This window comes from Paraburkholderia sp., from assembly GCF_049581445.1.
Taxonomy (GTDB): domain Bacteria; phylum Pseudomonadota; class Gammaproteobacteria; order Burkholderiales; family Burkholderiaceae; genus Paraburkholderia.
In genome coordinates this window covers 19,309-42,161 of sequence record NZ_JBAURZ010000056.1, presented here as the reverse complement: position 1 = coordinate 42,161, position 22,853 = coordinate 19,309, and the positions used below count along the sequence as shown (strand labels likewise).

23 protein-coding genes are annotated in these 22,853 nt (G+C 61.3%); 11 read left to right on the top strand and 12 right to left on the bottom strand.

Annotation, left to right across the window (positions count from 1 at the left end):
* Positions 1–396 precede the first annotated feature (396 nt).
* The 4 genes from WCA85_RS04155 (at position 397) to WCA85_RS04140 (ending at position 4,491) form a co-directional block, all read left to right on the top strand.
* Positions 397–1,611, top strand: coding sequence for a DUF2863 family protein (locus WCA85_RS04155; RefSeq protein ID WP_424061904.1), 1,215 nt, complete (start codon positions 397–399; stop codon positions 1,609–1,611).
* Between the two features lie 391 nt (positions 1,612–2,002).
* A complete protein-coding gene (locus tag WCA85_RS04150; protein ID WP_424061903.1) occupies positions 2,003–2,857 on the top strand; it encodes a LuxR C-terminal-related transcriptional regulator in 855 nt (284 codons plus the stop codon).
* A 91-nt stretch (positions 2,858–2,948) separates the two neighbouring features.
* Positions 2,949–3,623, top strand: coding sequence for an energy-coupling factor ABC transporter permease (locus WCA85_RS04145; RefSeq protein WP_424061902.1), 675 nt, complete (start codon positions 2,949–2,951; stop codon positions 3,621–3,623).
* A 211-nt stretch (positions 3,624–3,834) separates the two neighbouring features.
* Positions 3,835–4,491: a BspC domain-containing protein gene (locus WCA85_RS04140; RefSeq protein WP_424061901.1), complete on the top strand. Its 657-nt coding sequence runs from the start codon at positions 3,835–3,837 to the stop codon at positions 4,489–4,491.
* Between the two features lie 92 nt (positions 4,492–4,583).
* Here WCA85_RS04140 and WCA85_RS04135 read toward each other — a convergent pair whose 3' ends face one another.
* Both WCA85_RS04135 and yaaA read right to left on the bottom strand, forming a co-directional pair.
* Positions 4,584–5,738 carry a M14 family metallopeptidase gene (locus WCA85_RS04135; protein WP_424061900.1) on the bottom strand — a complete coding sequence of 385 codons (1,155 nt, stop codon included), beginning with the start codon at positions 5,736–5,738 and terminating at the stop codon, positions 4,584–4,586.
* 44 nt (positions 5,739–5,782) lie between these two features.
* The gene (gene yaaA / locus WCA85_RS04130) at positions 5,783–6,565 is read right to left on the bottom strand and encodes a peroxide stress protein YaaA (RefSeq protein WP_424061899.1); all 783 of its coding nucleotides are present in this window, start codon (positions 6,563–6,565) and stop codon (positions 5,783–5,785) included.
* A gap of 56 nt (positions 6,566–6,621) precedes the next feature.
* On the opposite strand from yaaA, the gene WCA85_RS04125 reads away from it, so the two are divergent.
* Entirely contained in the window at positions 6,622–7,116 is a 495-nt protein-coding gene (locus tag WCA85_RS04125) for a putative toxin-antitoxin system toxin component, PIN family (protein ID WP_424061898.1), read from the top strand.
* A 79-nt stretch (positions 7,117–7,195) separates the two neighbouring features.
* Positions 7,196–8,368, top strand: a complete 1,173-nt coding sequence (locus WCA85_RS04120; protein WP_424061897.1) for a pyridoxal phosphate-dependent aminotransferase — start codon at positions 7,196–7,198, stop codon at positions 8,366–8,368.
* Between the two features lie 127 nt (positions 8,369–8,495).
* On the opposite strand, the gene WCA85_RS04115 is transcribed toward WCA85_RS04120, so the two are convergent.
* Positions 8,496–9,143, bottom strand: coding sequence for a glutathione S-transferase (locus WCA85_RS04115; RefSeq protein ID WP_424061896.1), 648 nt, complete (start codon positions 9,141–9,143; stop codon positions 8,496–8,498).
* 125 nt (positions 9,144–9,268) lie between these two features.
* Here WCA85_RS04115 and WCA85_RS04110 point away from each other — a divergent pair, with 125 nt between their 5' ends.
* The 5 genes from WCA85_RS04110 to WCA85_RS04090 are packed head-to-tail and all read left to right on the top strand — an operon-like array spanning position 9,269 to position 14,789.
* Positions 9,269–10,825, top strand: a complete 1,557-nt coding sequence (locus tag WCA85_RS04110; RefSeq protein WP_424061895.1) for a 3-hydroxyacyl-CoA dehydrogenase — start codon at positions 9,269–9,271, stop codon at positions 10,823–10,825.
* Entirely contained in the window at positions 10,822–11,610 is a 789-nt protein-coding gene (locus WCA85_RS04105) for an oxepin-CoA hydrolase, alternative type (RefSeq protein ID WP_424061894.1), read from the top strand. The genes WCA85_RS04110 and WCA85_RS04105 overlap by 4 nt, the downstream gene beginning before the upstream one ends.
* A 39-nt stretch (positions 11,611–11,649) precedes the next feature.
* Positions 11,650–12,369: a histidine phosphatase family protein gene (locus tag WCA85_RS04100; RefSeq protein WP_424061893.1), complete on the top strand. Its 720-nt coding sequence runs from the start codon at positions 11,650–11,652 to the stop codon at positions 12,367–12,369.
* A gap of 23 nt (positions 12,370–12,392) precedes the next feature.
* Positions 12,393–13,499 carry a phosphotransferase gene (locus WCA85_RS04095; protein ID WP_424061892.1) on the top strand — a complete coding sequence of 369 codons (1,107 nt, stop codon included), beginning with the start codon at positions 12,393–12,395 and terminating at the stop codon, positions 13,497–13,499.
* Positions 13,500–13,529: 30 nt separating this feature from the next.
* Positions 13,530–14,789 carry an acyl-CoA dehydrogenase family protein gene (locus WCA85_RS04090; RefSeq protein WP_424061891.1) on the top strand — a complete coding sequence of 420 codons (1,260 nt, stop codon included), beginning with the start codon at positions 13,530–13,532 and terminating at the stop codon, positions 14,787–14,789.
* A 58-nt stretch (positions 14,790–14,847) separates the two neighbouring features.
* Here the strand turns inward: WCA85_RS04090 and WCA85_RS04085 are convergent, their stop codons facing one another.
* The 9 genes from WCA85_RS04085 to WCA85_RS04045 form a co-directional block, all read right to left on the bottom strand.
* Positions 14,848–15,312, bottom strand: a complete 465-nt coding sequence (locus tag WCA85_RS04085; protein ID WP_424061890.1) for a MaoC family dehydratase — start codon at positions 15,310–15,312, stop codon at positions 14,848–14,850.
* Positions 15,309–15,767, bottom strand: coding sequence for a MaoC family dehydratase (locus WCA85_RS04080; RefSeq protein WP_424061889.1), 459 nt, complete (start codon positions 15,765–15,767; stop codon positions 15,309–15,311). The genes WCA85_RS04085 and WCA85_RS04080 overlap by 4 nt, the downstream gene beginning before the upstream one ends.
* 33 nt (positions 15,768–15,800) lie before the next feature.
* A complete protein-coding gene (locus WCA85_RS04075; RefSeq protein WP_424061888.1) occupies positions 15,801–16,955 on the bottom strand; it encodes an acyl-CoA dehydrogenase family protein in 1,155 nt (384 codons plus the stop codon).
* A gap of 10 nt (positions 16,956–16,965) precedes the next feature.
* Positions 16,966–18,162 carry an acyl-CoA dehydrogenase family protein gene (locus WCA85_RS04070; RefSeq protein ID WP_424061887.1) on the bottom strand — a complete coding sequence of 399 codons (1,197 nt, stop codon included), beginning with the start codon at positions 18,160–18,162 and terminating at the stop codon, positions 16,966–16,968.
* 49 nt (positions 18,163–18,211) lie between these two features.
* A complete protein-coding gene (locus tag WCA85_RS04065; protein WP_424061886.1) occupies positions 18,212–18,637 on the bottom strand; it encodes a DUF1178 family protein in 426 nt (141 codons plus the stop codon).
* Between the two features lie 282 nt (positions 18,638–18,919).
* A complete protein-coding gene (locus WCA85_RS04060; protein ID WP_424061885.1) occupies positions 18,920–19,510 on the bottom strand; it encodes an NUDIX domain-containing protein in 591 nt (196 codons plus the stop codon).
* Between the two features lie 41 nt (positions 19,511–19,551).
* Complete coding sequence (locus WCA85_RS04055) at positions 19,552–19,848, bottom strand: DUF2818 family protein (RefSeq protein WP_424061884.1); 297 nt, start codon at positions 19,846–19,848, stop codon at positions 19,552–19,554.
* Complete coding sequence (nuoN, locus tag WCA85_RS04050; protein WP_424061883.1) at positions 19,848–21,320, bottom strand: NADH-quinone oxidoreductase subunit NuoN; 1,473 nt, start codon at positions 21,318–21,320, stop codon at positions 19,848–19,850. Before nuoN ends, WCA85_RS04055 begins: the two co-directional genes overlap by 1 nt.
* A gap of 25 nt (positions 21,321–21,345) precedes the next feature.
* A complete protein-coding gene (locus tag WCA85_RS04045) occupies positions 21,346–22,836 on the bottom strand; it encodes an NADH-quinone oxidoreductase subunit M (protein ID WP_424061882.1) in 1,491 nt (496 codons plus the stop codon).
* Between the last annotated feature and the right edge of the window lie 17 nt (positions 22,837–22,853).

The following is a 22,853-nucleotide window of genomic DNA, read 5'->3' as shown; positions in this document are numbered from 1 at the left end:
CCTACCCGGCACCGCTTCGTTCTGCGTCGCTGCATCAGCAGCAGAGAAACGAGATTATGAAGAACTTTCGCTACGTCGTCAACAGGTTTTTTTAACTTCCTGAACCCGCCCGACCCGCTCAAACCCTTGCCATTGCTGGCTCTCCCGCCCCCCGCACCTCGTTGCCGAAGCGCGAAAGACCGAGATTCTAGCGAGCCATTCCATGCCTTGCAAGCGTTATCTGGAATAAATTTCAAAGCCCCTTTTCGACCGTCCTCGCTCGTCGATTGGGGCCATCTCGTCGCGCAATGAACAGCAAGCCGCACGCTGTCTGGCCGCACGACAATCTCGTTCAAATCATGTCGCGGGCGAGAAAAGACTAGAATGTACGGTTCTGTGCACCCAATTTCTGGATTTATGCGCTCGCGAATCGCCAAACGCCTCCCCCCCGACGCCGACAAGCTTGTCGGTCTCTCGCTCGCGCTATTCGCGTCGGGCAGTCGCACCGAAGACCGCTTCTGGGAGGCCAAGCTTGATGCGCTGCTGGCCAAGATCGTCCGCAACGCCAACCAGACCACGCTGGACGCCGCGCTCGATCATCTGCAGCAAAATCACCCGGATGCCTACGGCGCGCTCGCCGACATGGCAGAAACGCACAGCGAATCCTTTATCGTAGAGCACGAAGGCGTGCCATATGAAGCATTGCTGATCGCCGCGCCGGTGCTCGCGTGGACCCGCTATGCGATTCCGTCTGGCCCGCTCAAGAGCGACGCGGCCGACGCACTGCGCGTCCATCTGCAGGCTCACGTGCTTGCAGCCGGCACGCGTGTGGGCATGGCACCATTCCTGTACAGCATCGACCAGTTGCCGCGCCATCATGTCGAGACCTGGCGCATCGCGCAGCAACTCACGCAAGCTGCGTTGAGCGGCGGCAGCGCGAAAATCAATTTCGGCGAACTGCCGGAGACCTCGCCCATCCTGGCTGACCCGCGCTTCCTATTGGCCGTGGTCGCCGCACCGGTCAGCGAACCGGTGTTCCGCTGGCAGGAAGAAGAGCATGGCAATCGGATCGAACGCGGCCAATGCCTCGAACAATGGGCGACGCAGGGCGGCGCCAATCTTTCGCTGGCGTTGCCCGGCTGCGAATTCGAATGCCTGCTGCCCGACGCCTACTATTCGGCCTGCCGCGACGCCGACGAGCGCGTGCGCCCACACACGGTGCGCACCGCCGTGCGCTACCTGTTCGATACGATCAGTGCGGCGCCGGCCGATCTGCGGGCGGTTGTAGCGGGATTCGGCGAGCGCCGGATCGACGAATATCGCGTCGGCTTCACGCGCCGCGGCAGCAACGACGTGATCTACGGTGTTGTGTGGCCACTCTATGGCCGTGAAAACGGCGAAGCGGGGATTGACGAAGAACCGCAAGAAGCCGCCGCTTCCGACGGCCCGCTCGAGGAGATTGTCGCGCTGCTGAAGGAAACCGGAGTGTCCGACATCCGCCGTCATGCGGGCCGCTTCGAGCCGGAATATTGCGACGACTGCGGCGTGCCGCTCTACGCGGACCCGCTAGGCGAGATCGTGCATGCGGAGATGCCGGAGGACGCAGAACCCGCGCAGCCCCATTTCCACTGACGCGCACACCGTTTGCCGCTACCCGCTCGGTCACGAGTGGGGTAGATGATGCATCGGGTCCCCCAGAACGAAACGGCCCGACCGGCTAAAGCTGGTCGGGCCGTTCGCATTCTTGCGACGCATTTTCGGGACGCACGCATAGACAGAACCACAACCACGAGCCCTCAGGCAATAGCGACGGTTCGTTGTTGCTCAATCATTTGTTGCAGATCAACGAGCTGTCATTCAGGCTGACTACAGGTGCAAGTGTCTCTCATCCTATGCCATCCGGCCAGGCCGTCAGGATGCAAGGAATTTGTCATCATGAGGCCAATGGCGCATCGCACTGCGACCGGCTGAACCCAGTCCGCGAGCATCGCGCCATCAAGACCGATTCATCTGGAGGCATGGCATGCGATTCTCTGTTCTCAATTCGGACGCGGAACGACGCGACGGACTCAAGGCACTGTTGCGGCAAATCGACCGCACGGCGCGTTTCGACGAAGCACAGGACTGGCGTCAGGTCAGTCGCACGGTACGGCGCCAGCAGCCCGATCTGCTCGCCATCGACTGGCAGGACTGGATGGCCGTCAACGAAGTACGCCGATTACTGGAAGACGATCCGAACTTGCGCATCGCCGTGCTGAGCGACGATACCTCGCCAGGCTTCGTACGCAGTTTGCTGGACAAGGGCGTACTCGGCGTCATCCAAAGATCCACCGACCCGCGCCAGATCGTGCGGGCACTGGAAATTGTGCTGCTTGGCGGCCATTATGTGCCGGCGGGCGCCCTCGCCCTCACGCTACCGCCAGCGCCCGAACCCGTGCCGCGCGAACCCGCGGCAGCCACCAAGCCGCCACCTCGTCGTGCCCGACTCGCGAGCGGCCTGTCGCCGCGTCAAGAGCAGATCATGCGCTGCGTGCATATGGGCAGCACCAACAAGATGATCGCTCGCACACTTGGCATCAGCGAGGGCACCGTCAAGATTCATCTGGCCAGCATTTTCCAGCAACTCGGCGCTCCCAACCGGGCCGCCGCCGTGGCGCTCTACAACGGGTGGCTCTCCGCTAACCTCGAGGTCTTGCGCAGCGACCACGAAGCCACCCCTCGTCCTGTCATGGGACAGCCTGGAGCGGTCCCGCTACGCCGCCGCACCCAGCCAGCATTCAAGTACCCGTTGCCGGCTAACGACACCACCGAAGCCCTGCCAATGGCAGCCGAACCCACCGTTCCATTTGGAGATCCGGGCTCCGGCGAATCAAGCTGAGGCGACTCGCGGTCCTGCCAGCGATGCTTCATTGGCCGCTGGCACGGAATCCGCTCACACCTTTTTTCGCCTAACGAGTAATATTAGATTTATGGGTTTCCTCTACACACCGCTTCCGCTCTGGGTCGCTGCCGGTGGCTGGGTCGCCACCGCGCTGCTGCTCGCGCTCGCGCTGTGGAAAAATCCGTTCAAGCGCCTCCAGGATGCGACCCTTCAGCACGTCTGGCTGGCCATCATCGTCGCCGTTTCAGTGCTGTGGGCCAGCAACGCGTGGCTCGACGACGGCACCGTGATGCATCTGCTCGGTGCAACACTGGTCGTCACACTGTTCGACTGGGCACTGGCGCTCGTAGCCATGGCCGCAGTAACCGGCCTTGCAGCGGTCGTCTTCGATGCCTCCTGGCAAGGCATCGCGCTCACCTTCCTCATCTACGGTGCGTTGCCGGTCGGGATCTCCGCCCTGCTGCAGCGAGCCTGCATTGCATGGCTGCCACGCAACCTCTTCATGTTCATCTTTGGGCAAGGGTTCGTGTCGCCCGCTATCGCGGTTGCATTGACAGCGGGCGCCGCGCTAGGCACCCACGTCGCGATTGCTGGTGGATCAATGGCGGTCGTGCCCGTCGGCTACGCCTTCAGTATCTTTCTGCTTGCGACAGGCGAAGCCTGGTTCACCGGTATGTCCACCGCGCTGATCGCTGTCTATCGGCCCGCCTGGGTTACGACCTACGACGTACGACGCTACCGGCTAGGCGGTCCGCGCATCTGAGAAGATGCACTGACGTCACGGGCCACTCATCGCTGCGTTTCGTACAAAGCAGTGGACCAATGTCGCGCGCAGTGGCAATCCGTGGCTGCCGCATCGCCCCGTTCTGAGGAGCGGTACCACGACAAGCCAAAATATTTGTGTCAGGATTGAACTCCCACCGGTCGTCGGGCATCTTACGTGCCTGATGTCTCAATAGCGCCTACCGAACTAGATGGATCGCACCAACGTACCGCGCCGATTGCTGCGGGTGGTCGGCAAATTAGCGGCATGTGCAGCGAGTGTCTCGCTCATGTGTACCGCAACCGCATTCGCCGATCAGCTCGAACAGCACAACGAACTCGTCGATAAATTCGTCAATGAAATGCACGCCGATCCGCTTGTCGCGGATTGCGCCGCGCATGGGAATTTTGTCGCCAGCACCTCAACCGCTTTCGATCACGTCGAATTTCCACCCAGCTCCTTCGATACCGCGCATTCGTCGGTCACACCGTGGAACGATTCGTTCGACGAAGGCAAGCAGCGTGTCAAGGTCGACAACATTGTCACCGTCGAAGGGCTCGGTGTGCGCCAGGACAGCAGTGGTGACCCCGCCGACCTGAAATTCCGCTGCGGCTACGTCGGCAACCAGATGCTCGCGTTCAGCTGGAACGACCCGGTGCCGCCAGCCAGGCCGCGAGCCGAGCCGGGGTCTGGCAAGCACAAAGGCACGAAGGGCAAACACTCCAGCGGCAACAAATCTTCGACGAAAAAATCATCAGGTAAAAGTTCGAAGAAGGCGAGCTCGAGCAAGTCTGCATCCACGAAATCGAGCAGCAAAAAGAATGTCCGCCAACAAGCAGCATTAATAAGCCAGCGCGTCATCGCATAGGCTTGTAGCGAACACAAAAAAGCGAGGCGCACGCTCATCACGTGTGCCTCGCTTTGTTATTGCGACTCTCTCTTACGGGTGGACAAGAGGCGTCAGGCGAACGTCTCGACGTGTCGCAGAATGGCCTGCAGCATCGCGGCGCCCAACGAAGCGCTGCGCTCGCCATTCCAACCCACCCGCTCGTCCGGCAGATTCGCGTTGTCCTTGAACGGCATTTCCAGCGTCAGAGAGAGGCAACCGAACTCATTGCCGATGTACTTGGACGCGAGCTTCAGCGCATCCTCGCGGTACTTGCTCGCCGCATAGCCGTATTTGTCCTGGAAGTCAGGGCTTGCCTGCTTGAACGCTTCGATAAAAGCCTTCTGTTCCTGTCCTTGCCGCTCGGTGAAACCCGGCAACATTTCCGAGCCCGCCACGAACACATACGGCAGTGCCTCATCGCCGTGGATATCGAAGAACAGATCGCAACCGGTCGCGTGAATCGCGTCGCGAACGAGCAGCACTTCCGGGCTACGCGCGGCGTCCGGCTCCATCCATTCGCGATTCAGATTCGCGCCCGTCGCGTTGGTGCGCAGATTGCCGTGCACGCTGCCGTCGGGGTTCATGTTCGGCACGATATAAAACACCGCGTGCTCGTAAAGCTTGCGTGCCACCGGGTCGCCCGCCCAATCGCCCCAGCCGGCCAGCCGCTTGACCATGCCTTCGACAAACCACTCGGCCATGGTTTCGCCCGGATGCTGGCGCGCGATGATCCAGATTTTTTTCTTCGGGGTATCACTGGTCTGCGGCGTGCCCAGCGTCAGCAACGACATGGGACGACCCTCGACCGTCTGACCCAATTCGGTCAGCGTCGCCTGTGGCATTTGCTGGACCGCGCCGAGGAACTCCGAGTGACGCTCTTCGCCGTACGGCTCGAAGTACGCGTAGTAAATGCGGTCGAAGTCAGGCGTGTGGTCGATCGTCATTACCCGGCCGTCGTACGAAGTCGGCACGCGAAACCAGTTGACGCGGTCGTAGCTCGCCGCCGCCTGGTAATCGCGCCAGCCTTCCGCGAATGCGCACTCGGCGGCGTTCTCGAAGGTCATCACGCAACGTTCGCCCTGTGCGCCCGACAGGCGGAAGTAGAACCATTGCGCAAAGTCGGCCTTGCTGTCGCGCCGCACGCGCAGACGGATGTTATCGGCCTCTTCGCAGGACAGAACTTCAATCGCGCCTGCGTCGAAGTTACTCGTGATCGAAAGTGTCATGATGATTTTCCAGGCATCAGTTGCCAGTTGTCGCCGTCGCGGCCTTAGTCCGCAATGCGGCGACGAAATACGTAAGTCGAATCGTTCGATGCGTCAGCGTCGAATGCATAGCCTTCGGCATCGAAGCCTTGCAACGCTTCGGGTGTGTCGAGCCGGTTCTCGACCACATAGCGCGCCATCAGCCCGCGCGCGCGTTTCGCGTGGAAGCTGATGATTTTGTAGCGGCCGCCCTTCCAGTCTTCGAATACGGGCGTGATCACCGGCGCGTCGAGCAGCTTCGGCCTCACTGACTTGAAGTATTCGCCTGACGCGCAATTGACCAGCACCCGCGCCGCGCCCGCGTTCTTCTTCAACTGTGCATTCAGGGCATGGGTGATGCGCTCGCCCCAGAAGGCGTACAAATCCTTGCCGCGCGCGTTGGCAAAGCGCGTTCCCATTTCGAGCCGGTATGGCTGCAGCAGATCGAGCGGCCGCAGCAGCCCGTAGAGCCCCGACAGCACCCGCACATGCTTTTGCGCGTAGTCGAGATCGGCCGAGGACAGGGTCTTTGCGTCGAACCCTTCATACACGTCGCCATTAAACGCCAGCACGGCCTGCTTGGCGTTGTGCGTGCCGAATTCCGGCGACCACTCGGCGTACCGTTCAAAGTTCAGTTGCGCGAGCGGATCGGAAATGCTCATCAGCGTGGCGATCTGCTGCGGCGACAACCGGCGCAAACCGCCGATCAATTCAGAGGCGTCGTCGACAAAATCGGGGATCGTGTGCTTTTTGACGTGCGGAGGGGTTTCGTAGTCGAGCGATTTCGCCGGCGACAGAACGATTATCATAGAGGCTTGCAGGCACGCCGTGCCTGGCATTAATGACGAAAGCCAGATTGTAACGAATGCCCGCCTCCCCTGCCGCCCGCGCCCTGCGCGTCGTCCTCGATTCGAATGTATGGATCGACATTCTCGTGTTTGACGATCCGCACACCCGGCCGATTCGCGCCGCCCTTGAAAGCGGCGCGCTCGAAGCGCTGATTGACGCCCGCTGTCTGGCCGAACTGACCTGGGTGCTCGATTACCCGCAATTTGCCAAACGCGAAGTGGACAAGCCGGCTGTTCTGGCCACGCTCACCCGTCTGACGCAACTCGTCGAACCCGCGCCCACCCCGCTTGAAGATGCAGATGCGCGGCCGCTGCCGAAATGCAAAGACCGCGACGACCAGAAGTTTCTCGAACTGGCGCACACGGCGGGCGCCGACTGGCTGGTCTCGAAGGATCGCGCCGTACTGAAACTGGCGCGCCGTATCGCCCGCGATTTCGCTTTCCAGATTGCGCAACCGGCGCCGTTTGTCAGCGCCTGCGCCCTTGAGACCAATGAGCCCGCGGCGGCCTGACGCGCACGCCGCGCCCCAATTCCCTACAATCGACACTCAGCCCGTCACGACGGCCACCGTATCTGCACCAGACCGCGCCATGAATGCACCGCACGACACGCCTATGAATCCGTCGTTTCCGTCCCGTCTGCCGAACGTCGGCACCACCATTTTCACCGTGATGAGCGCGCTCGCCGCGGAAAAAGGCGCGGTCAACCTCGGCCAGGGTTTTCCGGACTTCAACTGCGACCCGCGTATCGTCGATTCGGTGGCCCAGGCCATGCGCGACGGGCACAACCAGTACCCGCCCATGGCTGGCGTCGCGCCGCTGCGCGAGGCGATCTCCGACAAGATCGCCGCTCTTTACGGCCACCGCTACGACGCCAACAGCGAGATCACCGTGACCGCGGGCGCGACCCAGGCGCTGCTGACGGCGATTCTGTGCGCGGTACATCCAGGCGATGAAGTCATCGTGGTCGAACCGACTTACGACAGCTATCTGCCGTCCATTGAACTGGCGGGCGGCAAGCCGGTGTTCGTGACGCTGGACGCGCCCGATTACGCGATCCCATTCGACAAGCTGGCCGCCGCGATCACGCCGAAAACCCGCCTGCTGCTGATCAATACGCCGCACAATCCAACCGGCACGGTGTGGCGCGCCGAGGACATGCGCAAGCTCGAAGCGATCGTACGTGGCACCAATGTGCTGATCCTGTCCGATGAAGTCTACGAACACATGGTGTACGACGGCGCGCCGCACGAGAGCGTCGCGCGTTATCCCGAACTCGCCCAGCGCAGCTTCGTGGTGTCGAGTTTTGGCAAGACCTATCACGTGACGGGCTGGAAGGTCGGCTACGTCGCTGCGCCCGCTGCCCTGATGGACGAATTCCGCAAGGTGCATCAGTTCAACGTGTTCACGGTGAACACGCCGATGCAGATCGGTCTGGCCGACTACATGCGCGATCCGAAGCCGTATCTGGAATTGCCCGCGTTCTATCAGAAGAAGCGCGATTTCTTCCGCGCCGGTCTCTCGAATAGCCGCTTCAAGCTGCTGCCCTGCACCGGTACCTACTTCCAGTGCGTCGACTACTCGGCCATCAGCGACCTGCCGGAGGCGGATTTCGCACAGTGGCTGACGAGCGAGATCGGTGTTGCTGCTATTCCAGTGTCGGCGTTCTATCATGAGCCGCATGAATCGGGCGTGGTGCGGTTCTGCTTCGCCAAGCAGGAAAGCACCCTCGCCACCGCGCTCGACCGGCTGGCGCGTCTCTAGGATGATGCGCGCGATGCTGCGAACGAACCCCTCACGTTCTTCGCCATCGCGTCGCGCAGCGCAGTGGGTGAGCGCGTCTCGGCCCGACGGCGCACCCTGCCCACGCAACCCAGGCCACGCACCCTCGTCACGCCGGTCTGGACGCTGCCACATAGGCCTTGCGGTCAGCCGTCACCCGCTGCGCCGCAGGCCGCTCGCCGACCGTCTTCACGTAACGTTTCCAGTCCACGCCCGCCTCGAGCAGGAAATCCCGTCCGTAGATGATCTGGGTGGTCATCCCCACGAGCGGCAGGTTCACGAACGCTGCCATGTCCGCCGCACCAAACGTCGCGCCACGCACATAAGGATCGAACTTCGCCAGCCGTTTGAAACCGGCGATATGCCGCGTCAGCAGTTTTTCGACACGGCCTTTAGTCGCATCGGTGACCTTGCCGCCAAAGAAGGCCTCTTTGTACAGATCGCGCACCACCAGTTCCAGATGCAGATCGAGAAACGTGATCAATTCGCGTTCCTTCGCAGCCTCCCAAGCATCAGCCGGGAAAATGCCTTTCTCGGGAAAACGCGCGTGCAAATACTCAATGATCGGCTGCGACTCGCACAGATCGCCGTGCTCAGTCTGGATGTACGGCACCTTGCCAAGCGGCGAGTGGACAAGCATCGCCTCTTGCTGGCTTGTCATTACAGGCACTTCCTCGAACGGAATGCCGTGTTCGAGCAGCACGAACTTGACCTTGTTGTAGTAGTTGGACAGTGCAAAACCGCACAGCTTGATCATCCGTTGTCTCCCTCGGACGGTTGTTGGAAGCGCCCGCCGCACTGATGCGAGCGACGTTTCAATCAATCATCCAGTAAATTGCACGATCGTGCTATTCTAAAAAAACCATGGAGTCGAGTAACCCAATGACCTCTCGCAATGACAGCATCGAGACTATCGGCATTGTTGGAACAGGCGCAATGGGCCGTGGCATCGCGCAGATTGCGGCGCTTGCCGGCCTGAGCGTCCGTTTATACGACACCAATCCGGCCGCCGTTGGCGCAGCGCGCGACTACCTCGCTGACACTTTCGCCAAACTCACCGCCAAAGGCAAGCTCGAGCAGGCGCGCTCGCTTGCGGCGCTAGCCTGCGTGAGCGGCGCGCAAGCGATCAGCGATCTCGCCGGCTGCGATCTCGTGATTGAAGCCATCGTCGAGAAACTCGATGTCAAGCGCGCCCTCTTCCGTGAGCTCGAGACCATCGTCAGCGGACGCTGTCTGCTGGCATCGAATACGTCGTCGCTTTCGATTACCGCCATCGCGGCAGGCTGTACGAACCCGGAGCGCGTGGTCGGCTATCACTTCTTTAACCCGGTACCGTTGATGAAAGTCGTCGAGGTGATCGACGGTCTGCGCAGCGATCCGGCCGCGGGCGACGCGCTAATGGATCTCGCGCGTCGCATGGGCCACACTCCCGTGCGCGCGAAGGACATGCCGGGCTTCATCGTCAATCACGCCGGCCGTGGCATGAATACCGAGGGCCTGCGGGTGGCGGGCGAAGGTGTGGCGGGGTTCGTCGAGATCGACCGCATCATGCGTGAGCAGGCCGGGTTTCGCCTCGGGCCGTTCGAACTGCTCGACCTCACCGCGCTCGACGTGTCGCATCCGGTGATGGAATCAATCTATCACCAGTTCTATGAGGAGCCGCGCTTTACGCCCTCGCCGATTACCGGCACGCGTCTGGCGGGTGGGCTGCTTGGCCGCAAGACCGGCGAAGGTTTTTATCGCTACGACGATGGCAAACAGCAGGTCAGCGCCGAAGCGCCGGCGCCGACGGTACTGCCCAAACGGGTATGGATCAGTCAACGCTATCCCGAAGCGCGCGAAGCCTTGCTGCAACTGGTTGCCAAGGCCGGCGTCCCGCTTGATGAAGGCACTACACCGGCAGCCGATTCGCTGCTGATCGTCACGCCGTTCGGCCACGACGCAACCACGGCAGCTGTCGACGAAGGGCTCGACGCAAGCCGCGTGGTCGCAGTCGACACACTGTTCCCGCTGGTCGCCGCGCAGCGCCGCACGCTGATGACGACGCCAGCTACCACGCGAGCCGCACGCGACGCCGCACACGCATTGCTCGCCGACGACGGCGTCCCCGTCACCGTGATCCGCGACTCGACTGGCTTCGTCGCGCAGCGTGTGGTGGCAACCATCGTCAATATTGGCTGCGAGATTGCGCAGAAGCAGATTGCCACGCCTGAAGATATTGATCTCGCCGTTACGCTGGGTCTCGGTTATCCGAGGGGCCCGCTTGCACTAGGTGACGCCCTCGGCGCGAATACCATCCTGACCATCTTGCGCAACATGTCGAGCGTGCTCGGCGACCCGCGTTATCGTCCGTCGCCATGGCTTGCGCGGCGTGCGCAACTGGGCCTCTCGCTCACCCAGCGCGATGCCGCTGACGCTCAAACGGAGAACCAGCAATGAGCGCCGAACTCCTTACCTCGCGCCCCGCTGAAAGCGAAGCCACACTCGTGCTCACGCTCTCCAATCCGGGCGCGCGCAATGCGTTGCATCCCGATATGTATGCGGCGGGCATCGAAGCGCTCGACAGCGCGGAGCGCGATCCATCGATCCGCGCCATCGTTCTGGCGGGTGCGGACGACTTCTTCTGCGCGGGCGGCAATCTGAACCGGCTGTTAGAGAATCGCGCGAAAGACCCCTCGGTGCAGGCGCAAAGCATCGACCTGCTCGCCGAATGGATCGCAGCGCTGCGTGCTTCGTCAAAGCCGGTGATTGCGGCAGTCGAAGGGGCTGCCGCGGGCGCGGGATTTTCGCTCGCGCTTGCCTGCGACCTGCTTGTCGCCGCCGACGACGCGAAGTTCGTGATGTCCTACGCCCGCGTCGGCCTCACACCCGATGGCGGCGGTTCATGGTTCCTCGCGCAGGCATTGCCGCGTCAACTGGCCACTGAAGTTTTGCTGGAAGGCAAACCGATCGGCGCCGCACGCCTTCACGAACTCGGTGTCGTGAACCGGCTCACGAAGCCGCATGCCGCGCGCGACAGCGCGATTGCGTGGGCCGAAGAGCTCGGCAAAATCTCGCCGAATTCGATTGCCCGCATCAAGAACCTGGTCGGCGCAGCCGGCACACAAACGCTCGCTGATCACCTGGTCGCGGAGCGCGACAATTTCGTCGCGTCGTTGCATCACCGGGATGGGCTGGAAGGCATCACCGCGTTCCTCGAAAAGCGCGCCCCGGTCTACAAATGAGCCGACCTTTGTGTGAGTGAATCAGTGAGCGAATCCGTCATGTCTGAATTCCAATTGCCGAAGCGGCGGCGCATTTACCTGATGCGACATGGCGACGTGACGTATTTCGACGCCACGGGTCGCGCCATCGATCCGGAAACGGTGCCGCTGAATGCCGCTGGCCGCGAACAGGCCAGCGCCGCCGGCCGCGTTTTCGCTGAACAGCAGATCGGTTTTGACCGCGTGATCGTCAGCGGTTTGCCGCGCACGGTCGAAACCGCCCAGCGCGTGCTGACCGAAACAGGCCAGCACATCGAACTGGAGATCGAACCCGCGCTGCAGGAAATTCGTGGCGGAAAACTGACCAACATCCCGCCTGCCGATATCGAAGCCGCGTTCCTCAGCGTGTTCGACGGTATCGTGCCCGAAAGCACGCGGTTTCTAGATGGCGAAACCATCGGCGCGCTGTTCGACCGCGTGTTGCCGGCCGTTGCCGCGCTGCGTGAAGACAGTTCGTGGGACACCGTGTTGCTCGTGCTGCACGGCGGCGTGAACCGCGCCATTCTTTCGCACGCCATTACTGCGGGTGGCCGCACGTTTTTCGGGCATCTGTCGCAGGCAACCGGTTGCATCAACGCGTTAGATGTGGGCGCGGCGCCGCGCGACTGGGTGCTGCGAACGCTCAACTACTCGCCGCCATCGCCGCTGCACCGCGATGTGCGCAATACCACGATGGAAATGCTCTACGCGCAATTCATTCAATACAAGCGCCCGGCATAGCCAACACTGCACTGGAGGAGACAATGGGCGAAGTCACCCAGACTGGCGGACCTGAACACAATCCGGACTACTCGGCATTCGAAGGCACCCGGCCGGTCACCGAGCGTCAACGTTTCGACACTGACGCGCTGGCCGCATGGCTATCCCAGCACGTCGACGGTTTTGCTGGGCCGCTCACCCTCGAGCAATTCGCCGGCGGCCAGTCGAATCCGACTTTCAAGCTGATCACGCCGTCGCGCACCTATGTGATGCGCGCGAAGCCCGGACCTTCGGCGAAACTGCTGCCGTCCGCACATGCCGTCGAGCGCGAATACCGCGTGATGCATGCGCTCGCCGATACCGACGTGCCCGTCGCAAAGATGCTAGCGCTGTGCGAGGACGAAAGCGTGATCGGCCGCGCCTTCTACGTGATGGAATTCGTCGAAGGCCGCGTTCTATGGGATCAGTCGCTGCCCGGCATGACACCGGCCGAACGCACCGCCATCTACGACGAAATGAATCGCGTGATCGCGGCGCTGCATAGCGTGGATGTCACAGCCGTCGGTCTTGTTGACTATGGCAAGCCCGGCAACTACTTCGCGCGGCAGATCGGCCGCTGGAGCAAGCAGTACGTCGCCTCCGAAACCGAACCGATCGACTCGATGCATCGCCTGATCGAATGGTTGCCGCAGCACATGCCAGCTGAAACGAACGAGCGCGTCTCGATCGTCCACGGCGACTACCGGCTCGACAACCTGATCTTTCATCCACACGAACCGCGCGTGCTTGCCGTGCTCGACTGGGAACTGTCGACGCTGGGCGATCCGCTCGCTGACTTCGCCTATCACTGCATGGCGTGGCACGTCGATCCGGCGCAGTTTCGCGGGATCGCAGGACTCGACTGGGCCGCGCTCGGCATCCCCGACGAAGCGCAATACGTCAAACGCTATTGCGAGCGCACCGGCCTCGAGATTCACGGCGACTGGAACTTCTATCTGGCCTACAACATGTTCCGGATTGCCGCGATTCTGCAAGGCATCATGAAACGCGTCGTCGACGGCACGGCGGCAAGCGCGCAAGCGCTCGACGCAGGCCGGCGCGCAAAGCCCATGGCGGAACTCGCCTGGCGCTACGCGCAAAAAGTGCGCTAACCGACACCCCTGTTATCCACGAGGTCATACATGAATTTCGATTACACCCCGAAGGTTCAGGCGCTGCGCGAGAAATTGCTCGCCTTCTTCGATGCTCACATCTACCCCAAAGAACGTGCCTTCGCCGATGAAATCGCCCGCAACCGCCAGAACGGCAATGCGTGGTTGCCGACCGAACTGATCGAGCAACTGAAGGAAAAAGCACGCGAAGCTGGTCTGTGGAATCTGTTCTTGCCCGACTCGGAACGTGGTGCCGGGTTGACCAACCTCGAATATGCACCGTTGTGCGAAATCATGGGACGGGTGCCCTGGGCGCCGGAGGTGTTCAACTGCAACGCGCCCGACACCGGCAACATGGAAACCATTGAGCGCTATGGCAGCCCGGGCAACAAGCGCCAATGGCTCGAACCGCTCCTGCGCGGCCAGATCCGTTCTGCATTCCTGATGACTGAGCCGGAGGTGGCGTCGTCGGATGCCACCAATATCCAGACCAGAATCGTGCGCGACGGCGACGACTATGTGATCAACGGCCGCAAGTGGTGGTCCTCAGGCGCAGGCGACCCGCGCTGCGCGGTGTACATCGTGATGGGCAAGACCGATCCCGATGCACCGCGCCATGCGCAGCAATCGATGATCCTCGTTCCCGCCGACGCGACCGGCATCACCGTGCACCGCCCGCTCACCGTGTTCGGCTACGACGACGCACCGCACGGCCATATGGAGATCTCGCTAGAGAACGTTCGCGTGCCGGCGTCAAACATGCTGCTCGGTGAAGGGCGCGGTTTCGAGATCGCACAAGGACGCCTCGGACCGGGCCGGATTCACCATTGCATGCGGCTGATCGGACTTGCCGAACGCGCGCTCGAACTGATGTCGAAGCGTTCGCTGCAACGTGTGGCGTTCGGCAAACCGGTGGCGGCGCAAGGCGTCACGCTGGAGCGTATCGCCGAGGCCCGCTGCATGATCGAACAGGCGCGCCTGCTCACGCTCAAAACCGCTTACATGATGGACACGGTGGGCAACAAGGGCGCGCGGGGCGAGATTGCGATGATCAAGGTCGTCGCGCCGAATATGGCGTGCCAGGTGATCGACTGGGCCATCCAGGCGCACGGCGCGGCTGGGCTCAGCGAAGACTTCCCGCTCGCGTATGCCTATACGTCGGCGCGCACGCTGCGCTTTGCTGATGGCCCGGACGAAGTGCACCGGAATGCGATCGCCAAGCTTGAACTGGCCAAGCATATGGATGCGGGTGCGGCGGCGCGAGTGGAAACGCCGATTACGCGGTCGTGATTTGAACTTGCGTGGGGATGTGGCCGCGTAGGCGCTTTACGCGGCCACGAAGCATGAACTAGAAATAGTGCCGCGTGATGAATTCCGCCACGCATACCGGCCGCTCACTACCCTGCCGTTCCAGCGTGACGTTCCACATCACCTGCACGCCCGCATCATCCACGTCGTTCACGCTCGCCACTGCGAAACTGGCGCGTACCAGCGAATCAACCGGCAACGGTGACGTGAATCGCACCCGGTTCAGCCCATAATTGACGCCCATTCGCTGCTTGAGCTTCACAGTCTGCTCCAGCAGGCTCGGGATCAGCGACAGGGTCAGAAAACCATGCGCAATCGGGCCACCAAATGGCGATTCACGCCGCGCCCGATCCGGGTCCACGTGGATCCACTGATGGTCCCCCGTAGCCTTAGCGAACTCGTTGACGCGCGCCTGATCCACGGTGAACCATTCACTGACGAGCGGCATGCCGCCCACCAGCGAACGCAAGCCGTGGACATCAAGCCCTACCGCATCGCGCTTCATGCGGGCGCCCCAGGATTGCGCAAACCAAACAGCCCCTTCGAGCGCACGGTGATCACCGTCTCGCCATGCTGGTTGATGCCCTCCCACTGCGTCTCGACGATGCCGCGATCCGGCTTGCTCGCCGACACGCGTTTGTCGAGAACCGCATTGCGCATGCGGATCGTGTCGCCCACGCGCACGGGCTTCAACCAGCGAATCTCATCGATCCCCGGCGAGCCCATCGACGTCGAGTCTTTGAACGCGTTGCGCACCAGCAGCCCCATCATCACCGAACAGGTATGCCAGCCACTCGCAATCATTCCACCGAACGGCGAAGCAGCGGCTGCCGCGTCGTCGACGTGAAACGGTTGTGGATCGAACTTCTCGGCAAATTCCACGATCTCTTCACGCGTGAACGTATGTTCGCCGCATTCGATGACCGAGCCGACTTCCATATCTTCGAAACTCAAACCCATCGCACACCTCTCTCGTTCTGATCAGACAGCGGTTCAAACTTCGACACTAGCGAACCCAGGCAGCGCCGCGAAACGCGCCAGGTGGTGATCGACGTCGCCTAGCGTGGTTTCAATGATAGCCAGTCGCTTGAACAGATGAGCCGCTGCGACTTCGTTGGTCACGCCCATGCCGCCGTGCAACTGCACCGCCTGCTGACCGACAAAGCGCGCCGCCTGCCCCACCCGTACCTTCGCTGCGGAGACCGCGCGGCGACGTTCGTCGGCATCAGTGCTGGCGTATCGCACAGCGGCCAGATAGGTTGCCGAACGCGCCTGCTCGGCGTGAATCAACATCTCCACCATACGGTGCTGCAAAGCCTGGAAACGGGCGATTGGCTGGCCGAACTGCTGGCGTGTCTTCGCGTAGTCGACTGTGGCGTGATTGAGCGCATCGAGCGCACCCACCGCCTCGGCACATAGCAGCAGCGTGCCATAGTCGGCGATATGCTCGAGCGTCGCCGCACCCGTCTCGTCACCACCGAGGCGCCGCGCCGGCGTGCCTTCAAACGACAGGGTCGCGGCGCGCTGGCCGTCGATCGTGCGATAGTCCGTCACCTGCACGCCTGCTGCATCGCGCGCCACGACGAACAACGCAATCTCGCCGTTCAGACGCGCGGGCACGATCCAGTAATGCGCCTGCGCACCATGCAGCACGACCGATTTCGTGCCGCTCAGTGCGTACTGCCCGCCTTGCCGCGTCGCTGCGGTTTCGACCGAAAACAGATCGTAGCGAGCATGCGGTTCATGAAACGCCACCGCCAGCTTGATCTCGCCTTGCGCCGCGCGTTCGAGCAACGCGGCGTCTTCATCCAGGCCCGAACCTGCGGAACCTGACGCACCTGCCAAACGTACCAGCCGCAACGCCTCAATGCCAACCGCAGTCGCCCAATACGGTTCCACCACCAGCGCGCGACCCAGTTCCTGCATCACGACCAGCAGATCCACAGGCGTGCCGTTGAAACCACCCTGATCTTCCGGCACCGGCAATGCCGTCAATCCCAGTTCCGTGAAGGCATTCCAGTGCGTGTCCGACACGCCCGCATCCGAATACACGATCGCCTGACGCGCCTCGAAACCGTAGTTCTTGTCCAGATAGCGGCGCAATGCATCGGCGAATTGCTGTTGTTCGTCGGTAAAAGTGAAGTCCATGCGCCGCTCCTCAGAGTCCGAGAATCATCTGCGCGATGATGTTCTTTTGAATTTCGTTTGAGCCACCGTAGATCGACGTCTTGCGGTAGTTGAAGTAGTACGCAGCGAGCGGCGCAGCGTCATCATCGCCGGCAATGCTGTGGGCACGCTCGCCTTCGAGGAAGGCCACGTCAAACGGCGCGGCGAGCGGGCCGACCGCTTCCATCATCAGCTCAGTCAGACCCTGCTGAATCTCCGTCCCCTTGATCTTCAACATGGATGCTTCAGGCCCGGGGCCGCGTCCGCCGCTCTCGCTCGCCACGACGCGCTGCACCGTGACTTCGAGCGCCATCAGTTCAATCTCCAGGCTCGCCACCTTGGCGCCGAAAACCGGATCAAGCAGGAGCGGTTTGCCGTTCTTCTTCTGCTCAAGCGCGAGGCGTTTGAGGAACACCAGTTCGCGCTTTGATGCGCCGACGCGCGCAATACCGGTGCGCTCGTGACCCAGCAAGTACTTGGCATAGGTCCAGCCGCGATTTTCTTCGCCGACCAGATTCTCCACCGGCACCTTCACGTCCTCTAAGAACACTTCGTTGACTTCGTGATCTTCGTCAAGCGTGATGATGGGGCGGACGGTGATACCGGGCGTCTTCATGTCGATCAGCAGGAACGAGATGCCCTCCTGCTTTTTCGCGCCGCTGTCGGTACGCACAAGACAAAACATCATGTCGGCGTACTGGCCGAGCGTCGTCCAAGTCTTCTGGCCATTGACCACGTAGTGATCGCCGACGCGCTCAGCGCGTGTACGCAACGACGCCAGATCCGAACCCGAGCCCGGCTCGGAGTAGCCCTGGCACCACCAGTCAGTGCCATCCAGAATGCGCGGCAAATAGTGGCGCTTTTGCGCCTCACTGCCGTATTTCATCAGCACGGGCGCGACCATCGAGACGCCGAACGGCAGCACCGAGGGTGCGCCGATACGGGCACATTCTTCGTCCCAGATATGGCGTTGGGTTGCGTTCCAGCCCGGGCCGCCGTATTCGGTTGGCCAAGCGACCACTGACCAGCCGCGCGTGCCAAGCAGCTTGTGCCAGTTCGCGAAGTCTTCGCGATTCAGACGCTTGTGGTTGAGTACCTTGTCACCGAGCTCTTGCGGCAGATTCGCTTCGAGCCAGGCGCGGATGTCGGCGCGGCACGCGTCGTCAGCGGGGGAATAGTCAAGATTCATGCGCAGTGTCTCCTGGCCGGGGTCGACCCGCCGCCAGTGAGCCACTGCGTTATTGCAGCGGTTCCTTCAGAGCGGCCGGGATCGGCAACGGCATCACTTCAATGCCTTCTTCGACCAAGGCTTTCGCGTCTTCCGGTGTCGTAACACCGCGAATGTTGCGCGCAGGCGCTTCGTTGTAGTGAATGCGCCGTGCTTCCTCGGCGAAGCGGTCGCCCACGTTCTCAGTCTTTTCCAGTACCTCGCGCAGCGCACGCATCACGCGCGCCTGCATTTCCCCATTGCCCGCAGGGGCTTGCACCTCAGACGCACCGGACAGATTGAGCCGGGGCGCCGACGGCAGACGGCTGACTTCGGTCGCGCTGCAGATCGGGCATGCCACGAGCTGGCGGGACAATTGCGACTCAAAGTCTTCGGCTGAAGCAAACCAGCCTTCAAACCGATGGCCGTGCGGACACTGTAAATCGAGGACCTTCATGTGGAATCAGGGCTTGCGTATGAGTTTAGCGCAAAATAGAAATTTGTGAACGGTCGTTCGTAAATTTTGATTTTGGGTGATTTCGAAGCGCTTTTCTTGTCCGGGAACAATCGAGCCTGCGTTCGCGATTCTAACCCGTTGCGCTGATGCCCGCCGACGCGCCATAAAGCGGAGTGGACTTCTTCGTTTGTTTGGTCCTCACCCAGCGCTAACCGCCGCTGCAATGCAAACGGCAGCCTTGGAGGCTGCCGCTGGTAGTTTGCTACGCAGTCGTCGCTTGTCTTACGCAGGTTCCGGCTCCGCCGCCGGCCACGCGCCCGACAATATCTTCTCCAACCAGAACGTGCCGATGATGGTTTTGACATCGGTGATCTTGCCGGTACGCACCCACTCCGAAACCTCCGGAACGCTCGCCGTAAACAGCTCCAGAAACTCGCCGTCGTCGAGCTTGCGCTCGCCTGCGGTCAAACCGCGCGCCAAATAGATGTCGATAAACTCGGTCGAGTACGAAATGATCGGGTGAATGCGCGTCACGTAGACATACTCGCGCGCCGTATAACCCGTTTCCTCGTGCAGTTCGCGCTTGGCACACGCGAGCGCCCCTTCGTTTGGATCCAGTTTGCCGGCGGGATACTCGTACATGACCTTGCCCATCGGATAACGATACTGGCACTCCAGCAGCACCCGCCCATCATCGAACAGCGGAATTACCATCACGGCGCCCGGATGCTTGACGTATTCGCGTGTCGCACTCTTGCCGTCCGGTAGACGAACCGTGTCGCACTTAACCGTCAAGAATGGGCCCTGATGGAGCGTTTTGCTCTCGATGCAGGTCTCGGTGAGCGCAGCGTCGTGATCGGGAAGTTCAGCCATGTGCGACCTCAGGACAGCGTGGGGCGCGACGGCTTGAGCCGTCAGCGCCGTTTGACGAGATACTGGAAGGTGAAACCGGGAAACGCAAACACGAGAAACAGGCTAAACGTGACTGCGTAGAACTGCCAGCCTTGCTCGAAGCGGTTGCCCGCCCGCGCCTCCAGCATGAAGCCGAGCGCGCCGACCACAAAATACAGCACGATCAGCTCGGCAATCCGTAGCCACGCGCTCTTCCTTTCCGCCTTCAATGGAGCGACGGCGAAGAGGCGTTGATTCAGGAACGGCAGGTTGGCGCACACGAGCGCCAACAACACGATAAACCACCCCGCTGCCGACATCAGAACGGCAGCGTATGGGTGATCGCTTGCAGACAAGCACTCAACAGATGGCCCGGGACGATACCGAGCACCAGCACGGCGACGCCGTTGATCGCGAGTAGCGCACGGTTGGTCGTGTCCGCCTTGATCGGGTTGGTGTCGAGCGGATCGTCAAAGTACATCAGCTTGACGATACGCAAGTAGTAGAACGCGCCGAACAGCGAGGTAATCACGGCCAGCACGGCCAGCCAGGTGAGGCCTGCGTTCATCGTCGCTTCCAGCACAGCAAGCTTGGCGTAGAAGCCAACTGCCGGCGGGACGCCTGCGAGTGAGAACATCATGATCATCATCACAAACGCGAACACCGGGCTGCGCTGATTCAGACCCTTGAAGTCGTCGAGCGTCTCCGCTTCGAAGTCGCGGCGAGCCAGCAACATCACGATGCCGAAGGTGCCGAGCGTCGTCACCAGATAGATGATGCTGTAGAACATCGCCGAACCGTAAGCGTTCGCCGCCGTAGCCGTCTTGCCGTCCACCACGCCGGCCAGCAGGCCGAGCAGCACGAAGCCCATGTTGGAGATGGCCGAGTACGCCAGCATCCGCTTGACGTTACGTTGCACGATACCCGTGATGTTGCCGACGATCAGCGACAGCGCCGCAAGAATCACCAGCATCTCCTGCCAATCCACCGCCAGCGGCAGCAGGCCCATCACCAGGAAACGCAGGCCCCACGCGAAGGCCGCAACCTTCGGACCACCGCCCGTCAACAGCGTCATGGCGGTTGGTGCGCCCTGATAGACGTCCGGCACCCACATATGGAACGGCACCGCGCCCATCTTGAACGCCACACCCGCCACAATGAAGATCACGCCGAACAGCAGCACCACGTCGTTGATGCGACCCGATGCAACTGCCTTGAACACTTCATTGAGATCCAGCGAGCCCGTCGCACCGTAGAGCATCGAAATACCGTACAGCAGGAACCCCGACGCCATTGCACCCAGCACGTAGTACTTCATCGCCGCTTCGTTCGACTGGGCCGCATCACGACGCAGTGCGATCACCGCGTACAACGACAGCGACATCAATTCCAGACCGAGGTACAGCGTCAGGAAGTTGTTGCCGGAGATCATCACCAATTGGCCGAGCAGCGAGAACATCCCGAGCAGGAAGAAGTCGCCGCGGAACAGGTCGCGGTCTTCGAGGTACCTGCGCGAGTAGACGATCGACACGGCATAACCGAGCGACACCACCGCCTTCATCATGCTGGCAAACGGGTCGACCACGTACATGTGCGCAAAGAAGTAGTGCACTTGCGGGTCGAAAGCGTTCACGGCAAACCAGACGCCGGCAACCAGCGACGAGAGCAGCGCGATGAGATACGTCGTGCGTCGACCAGCCTGGCCGAAAAACGTGTCGTTGAGCCACGCGACAACTACGGCGAGCATCAACAGGCCGTCGGGCAACAGGGCAGTCATAGGGGCGTTTTGCATGGTCTTTATATTCCTCCGCTCTGCGTTACTGTGGCAACGGCAGTTTCGATTGCGCAACGTGGGAGAGGAGGTTTTCCACGGATACGTGCATCACATCAGTAAAAGGCTTGGGATACAGGCCCATGAAAAGCGTCAGTGCGGCCAGCACGAGCAACATGAAGAACTCGCGATTGTTGATATCGAGCAGTTTCTTCACGTGGTCGTTTGCCACCGCGCCGAAGTACACGCGTTTGTACATCCACAGCGTGTAGGCCGCGCCGAGAATCAGCGTGACCGCGGCACCGACTGCAATCCAGAAGTTGAACTGGACGGCAGCCAGAATCACCATGAATTCGCCGACGAACCCGGAGGTACCCGGGAGGCCGCAATTGGCCATCGCAAACAGCATCACCAGCGCCGCGAACTTCGGCATCACATTGACGACACCGCCGTAATCGGAGATCTGGCGCGAGTGCATACGGTCGTACAGCACGCCGATACACAGGAACATCGCGCCTGAGACGAAACCGTGCGAAATCATCTGCACGATCGCGCCTTCGGCGCCAAGCTGGTTGAAGATAAAGAAGCCGAGCGTCACGAAACCCATGTGCGCGATCGACGAATACGCGACCAGCTTCTTCATGTCGACCTGGACCATCGCGACCAGACCGATATAGATCACCGCGATCAGCGACAGCGTAATGACAACTGGCGCCAGGAAGTGGCTTGCGTCCGGCGTCACCGGCAGCGAAAAGCGCAGGAAACCATACGCACCCAGCTTCAGCATGATGGCCGCCAGTACGACCGAGCCGCCCGTCGGTGCTTCCACGTGCGCGTCAGGCAACCAGGTGTGGACCGGCCACATTGGCACCTTCACCGCAAACGCAAGGAAGAACGCTATAAACAGCAATATCTGCGGCGTCATGCCGATCTTCGCCACCTGCCACGTTGCCAGATCGAAGGTGCCCGTCTGCGTGTAGAGGTACAGCAGCGCGACCAGCATCAGCAGCGAGCCCATCAGCGTGTACAGGAAGAACTTGAACGCGGCATACACCCGGTTCGGACCACCCCACACACCGATGATGATGTACATCGGGATCAGCGTCGCTTCGAAGAACACATAAAACAGCATCCCGTCGGCCGCGCTGAACACGCCGACCATGATGCCCGACAGGATCAGGAACGAAGCGAAGTATTGCGCCACGTTCTTGGTAATGACCTGCCACCCGGCGATCACCACGATCACCGTAATCAATGCCGTCAGCACCACGAACCACATGGAGATGCCGTCGACACCAAGGTGGTACGAAATGTTGAAACGCTCAATCCACGTAAACTTCTCGACAAACTGCAGATCCGCCGTGCTCGAGTCGAAACTCGTGAACAGCGGAATCGTCACGATAAAGCTGAGAACCGAACCGATCAGCGCAATCCATCGCGCAGGACCCGGGTTCTGGTCAGAACCGATAGCAAGAACCAGGAGGCCGAACAGAATCGGCAACCAGATGGCGATACTTAAAATCGGATACGTGTGCATTGTGTGGTGTCCCCTCG

What these genes read in the sequence shown, in the direction of transcription:
- WCA85_RS04155 (WP_424061904.1), top strand. Translation starts at nt 397, where the DNA reads ATGCGCTCGCGAATCGCCAAACGCCTCCCCCCCGACGCCGACAAGCTT.
- WCA85_RS04150 (WP_424061903.1), top strand. Translation starts at nt 2,003, where the DNA reads ATGCGATTCTCTGTTCTCAATTCGGACGCGGAACGACGCGACGGACTC.
- WCA85_RS04145 (WP_424061902.1), top strand. Translation starts at nt 2,949, where the DNA reads ATGGGTTTCCTCTACACACCGCTTCCGCTCTGGGTCGCTGCCGGTGGC.
- WCA85_RS04140 (WP_424061901.1), top strand. Translation starts at nt 3,835, where the DNA reads ATGGATCGCACCAACGTACCGCGCCGATTGCTGCGGGTGGTCGGCAAA.
- WCA85_RS04135 (WP_424061900.1), bottom strand. Translation starts at nt 5,738, where the DNA reads ATGACACTTTCGATCACGAGTAACTTCGACGCAGGCGCGATTGAAGTT.
- yaaA (WP_424061899.1), bottom strand. Translation starts at nt 6,565, where the DNA reads ATGATAATCGTTCTGTCGCCGGCGAAATCGCTCGACTACGAAACCCCT.
- WCA85_RS04125 (WP_424061898.1), top strand. Translation starts at nt 6,622, where the DNA reads ATGCCCGCCTCCCCTGCCGCCCGCGCCCTGCGCGTCGTCCTCGATTCG.
- WCA85_RS04120 (WP_424061897.1), top strand. Translation starts at nt 7,196, where the DNA reads ATGAATGCACCGCACGACACGCCTATGAATCCGTCGTTTCCGTCCCGT.
- WCA85_RS04115 (WP_424061896.1), bottom strand. Translation starts at nt 9,143, where the DNA reads ATGATCAAGCTGTGCGGTTTTGCACTGTCCAACTACTACAACAAGGTC.
- WCA85_RS04110 (WP_424061895.1), top strand. Translation starts at nt 9,269, where the DNA reads ATGACCTCTCGCAATGACAGCATCGAGACTATCGGCATTGTTGGAACA.
- WCA85_RS04105 (WP_424061894.1), top strand. Translation starts at nt 10,822, where the DNA reads ATGAGCGCCGAACTCCTTACCTCGCGCCCCGCTGAAAGCGAAGCCACA.
- WCA85_RS04100 (WP_424061893.1), top strand. Translation starts at nt 11,650, where the DNA reads ATGTCTGAATTCCAATTGCCGAAGCGGCGGCGCATTTACCTGATGCGA.
- WCA85_RS04095 (WP_424061892.1), top strand. Translation starts at nt 12,393, where the DNA reads ATGGGCGAAGTCACCCAGACTGGCGGACCTGAACACAATCCGGACTAC.
- WCA85_RS04090 (WP_424061891.1), top strand. Translation starts at nt 13,530, where the DNA reads ATGAATTTCGATTACACCCCGAAGGTTCAGGCGCTGCGCGAGAAATTG.
- WCA85_RS04085 (WP_424061890.1), bottom strand. Translation starts at nt 15,312, where the DNA reads ATGAAGCGCGATGCGGTAGGGCTTGATGTCCACGGCTTGCGTTCGCTG.
- WCA85_RS04080 (WP_424061889.1), bottom strand. Translation starts at nt 15,767, where the DNA reads ATGGGTTTGAGTTTCGAAGATATGGAAGTCGGCTCGGTCATCGAATGC.
- WCA85_RS04075 (WP_424061888.1), bottom strand. Translation starts at nt 16,955, where the DNA reads ATGGACTTCACTTTTACCGACGAACAACAGCAATTCGCCGATGCATTG.
- WCA85_RS04070 (WP_424061887.1), bottom strand. Translation starts at nt 18,162, where the DNA reads ATGAATCTTGACTATTCCCCCGCTGACGACGCGTGCCGCGCCGACATC.
- WCA85_RS04065 (WP_424061886.1), bottom strand. Translation starts at nt 18,637, where the DNA reads ATGAAGGTCCTCGATTTACAGTGTCCGCACGGCCATCGGTTTGAAGGC.
- WCA85_RS04060 (WP_424061885.1), bottom strand. Translation starts at nt 19,510, where the DNA reads ATGGCTGAACTTCCCGATCACGACGCTGCGCTCACCGAGACCTGCATC.
- WCA85_RS04055 (WP_424061884.1), bottom strand. Translation starts at nt 19,848, where the DNA reads ATGTCGGCAGCGGGGTGGTTTATCGTGTTGTTGGCGCTCGTGTGCGCC.
- nuoN (WP_424061883.1), bottom strand. Translation starts at nt 21,320, where the DNA reads ATGCAAAACGCCCCTATGACTGCCCTGTTGCCCGACGGCCTGTTGATG.
- WCA85_RS04045 (WP_424061882.1), bottom strand. Translation starts at nt 22,836, where the DNA reads ATGCACACGTATCCGATTTTAAGTATCGCCATCTGGTTGCCGATTCTG.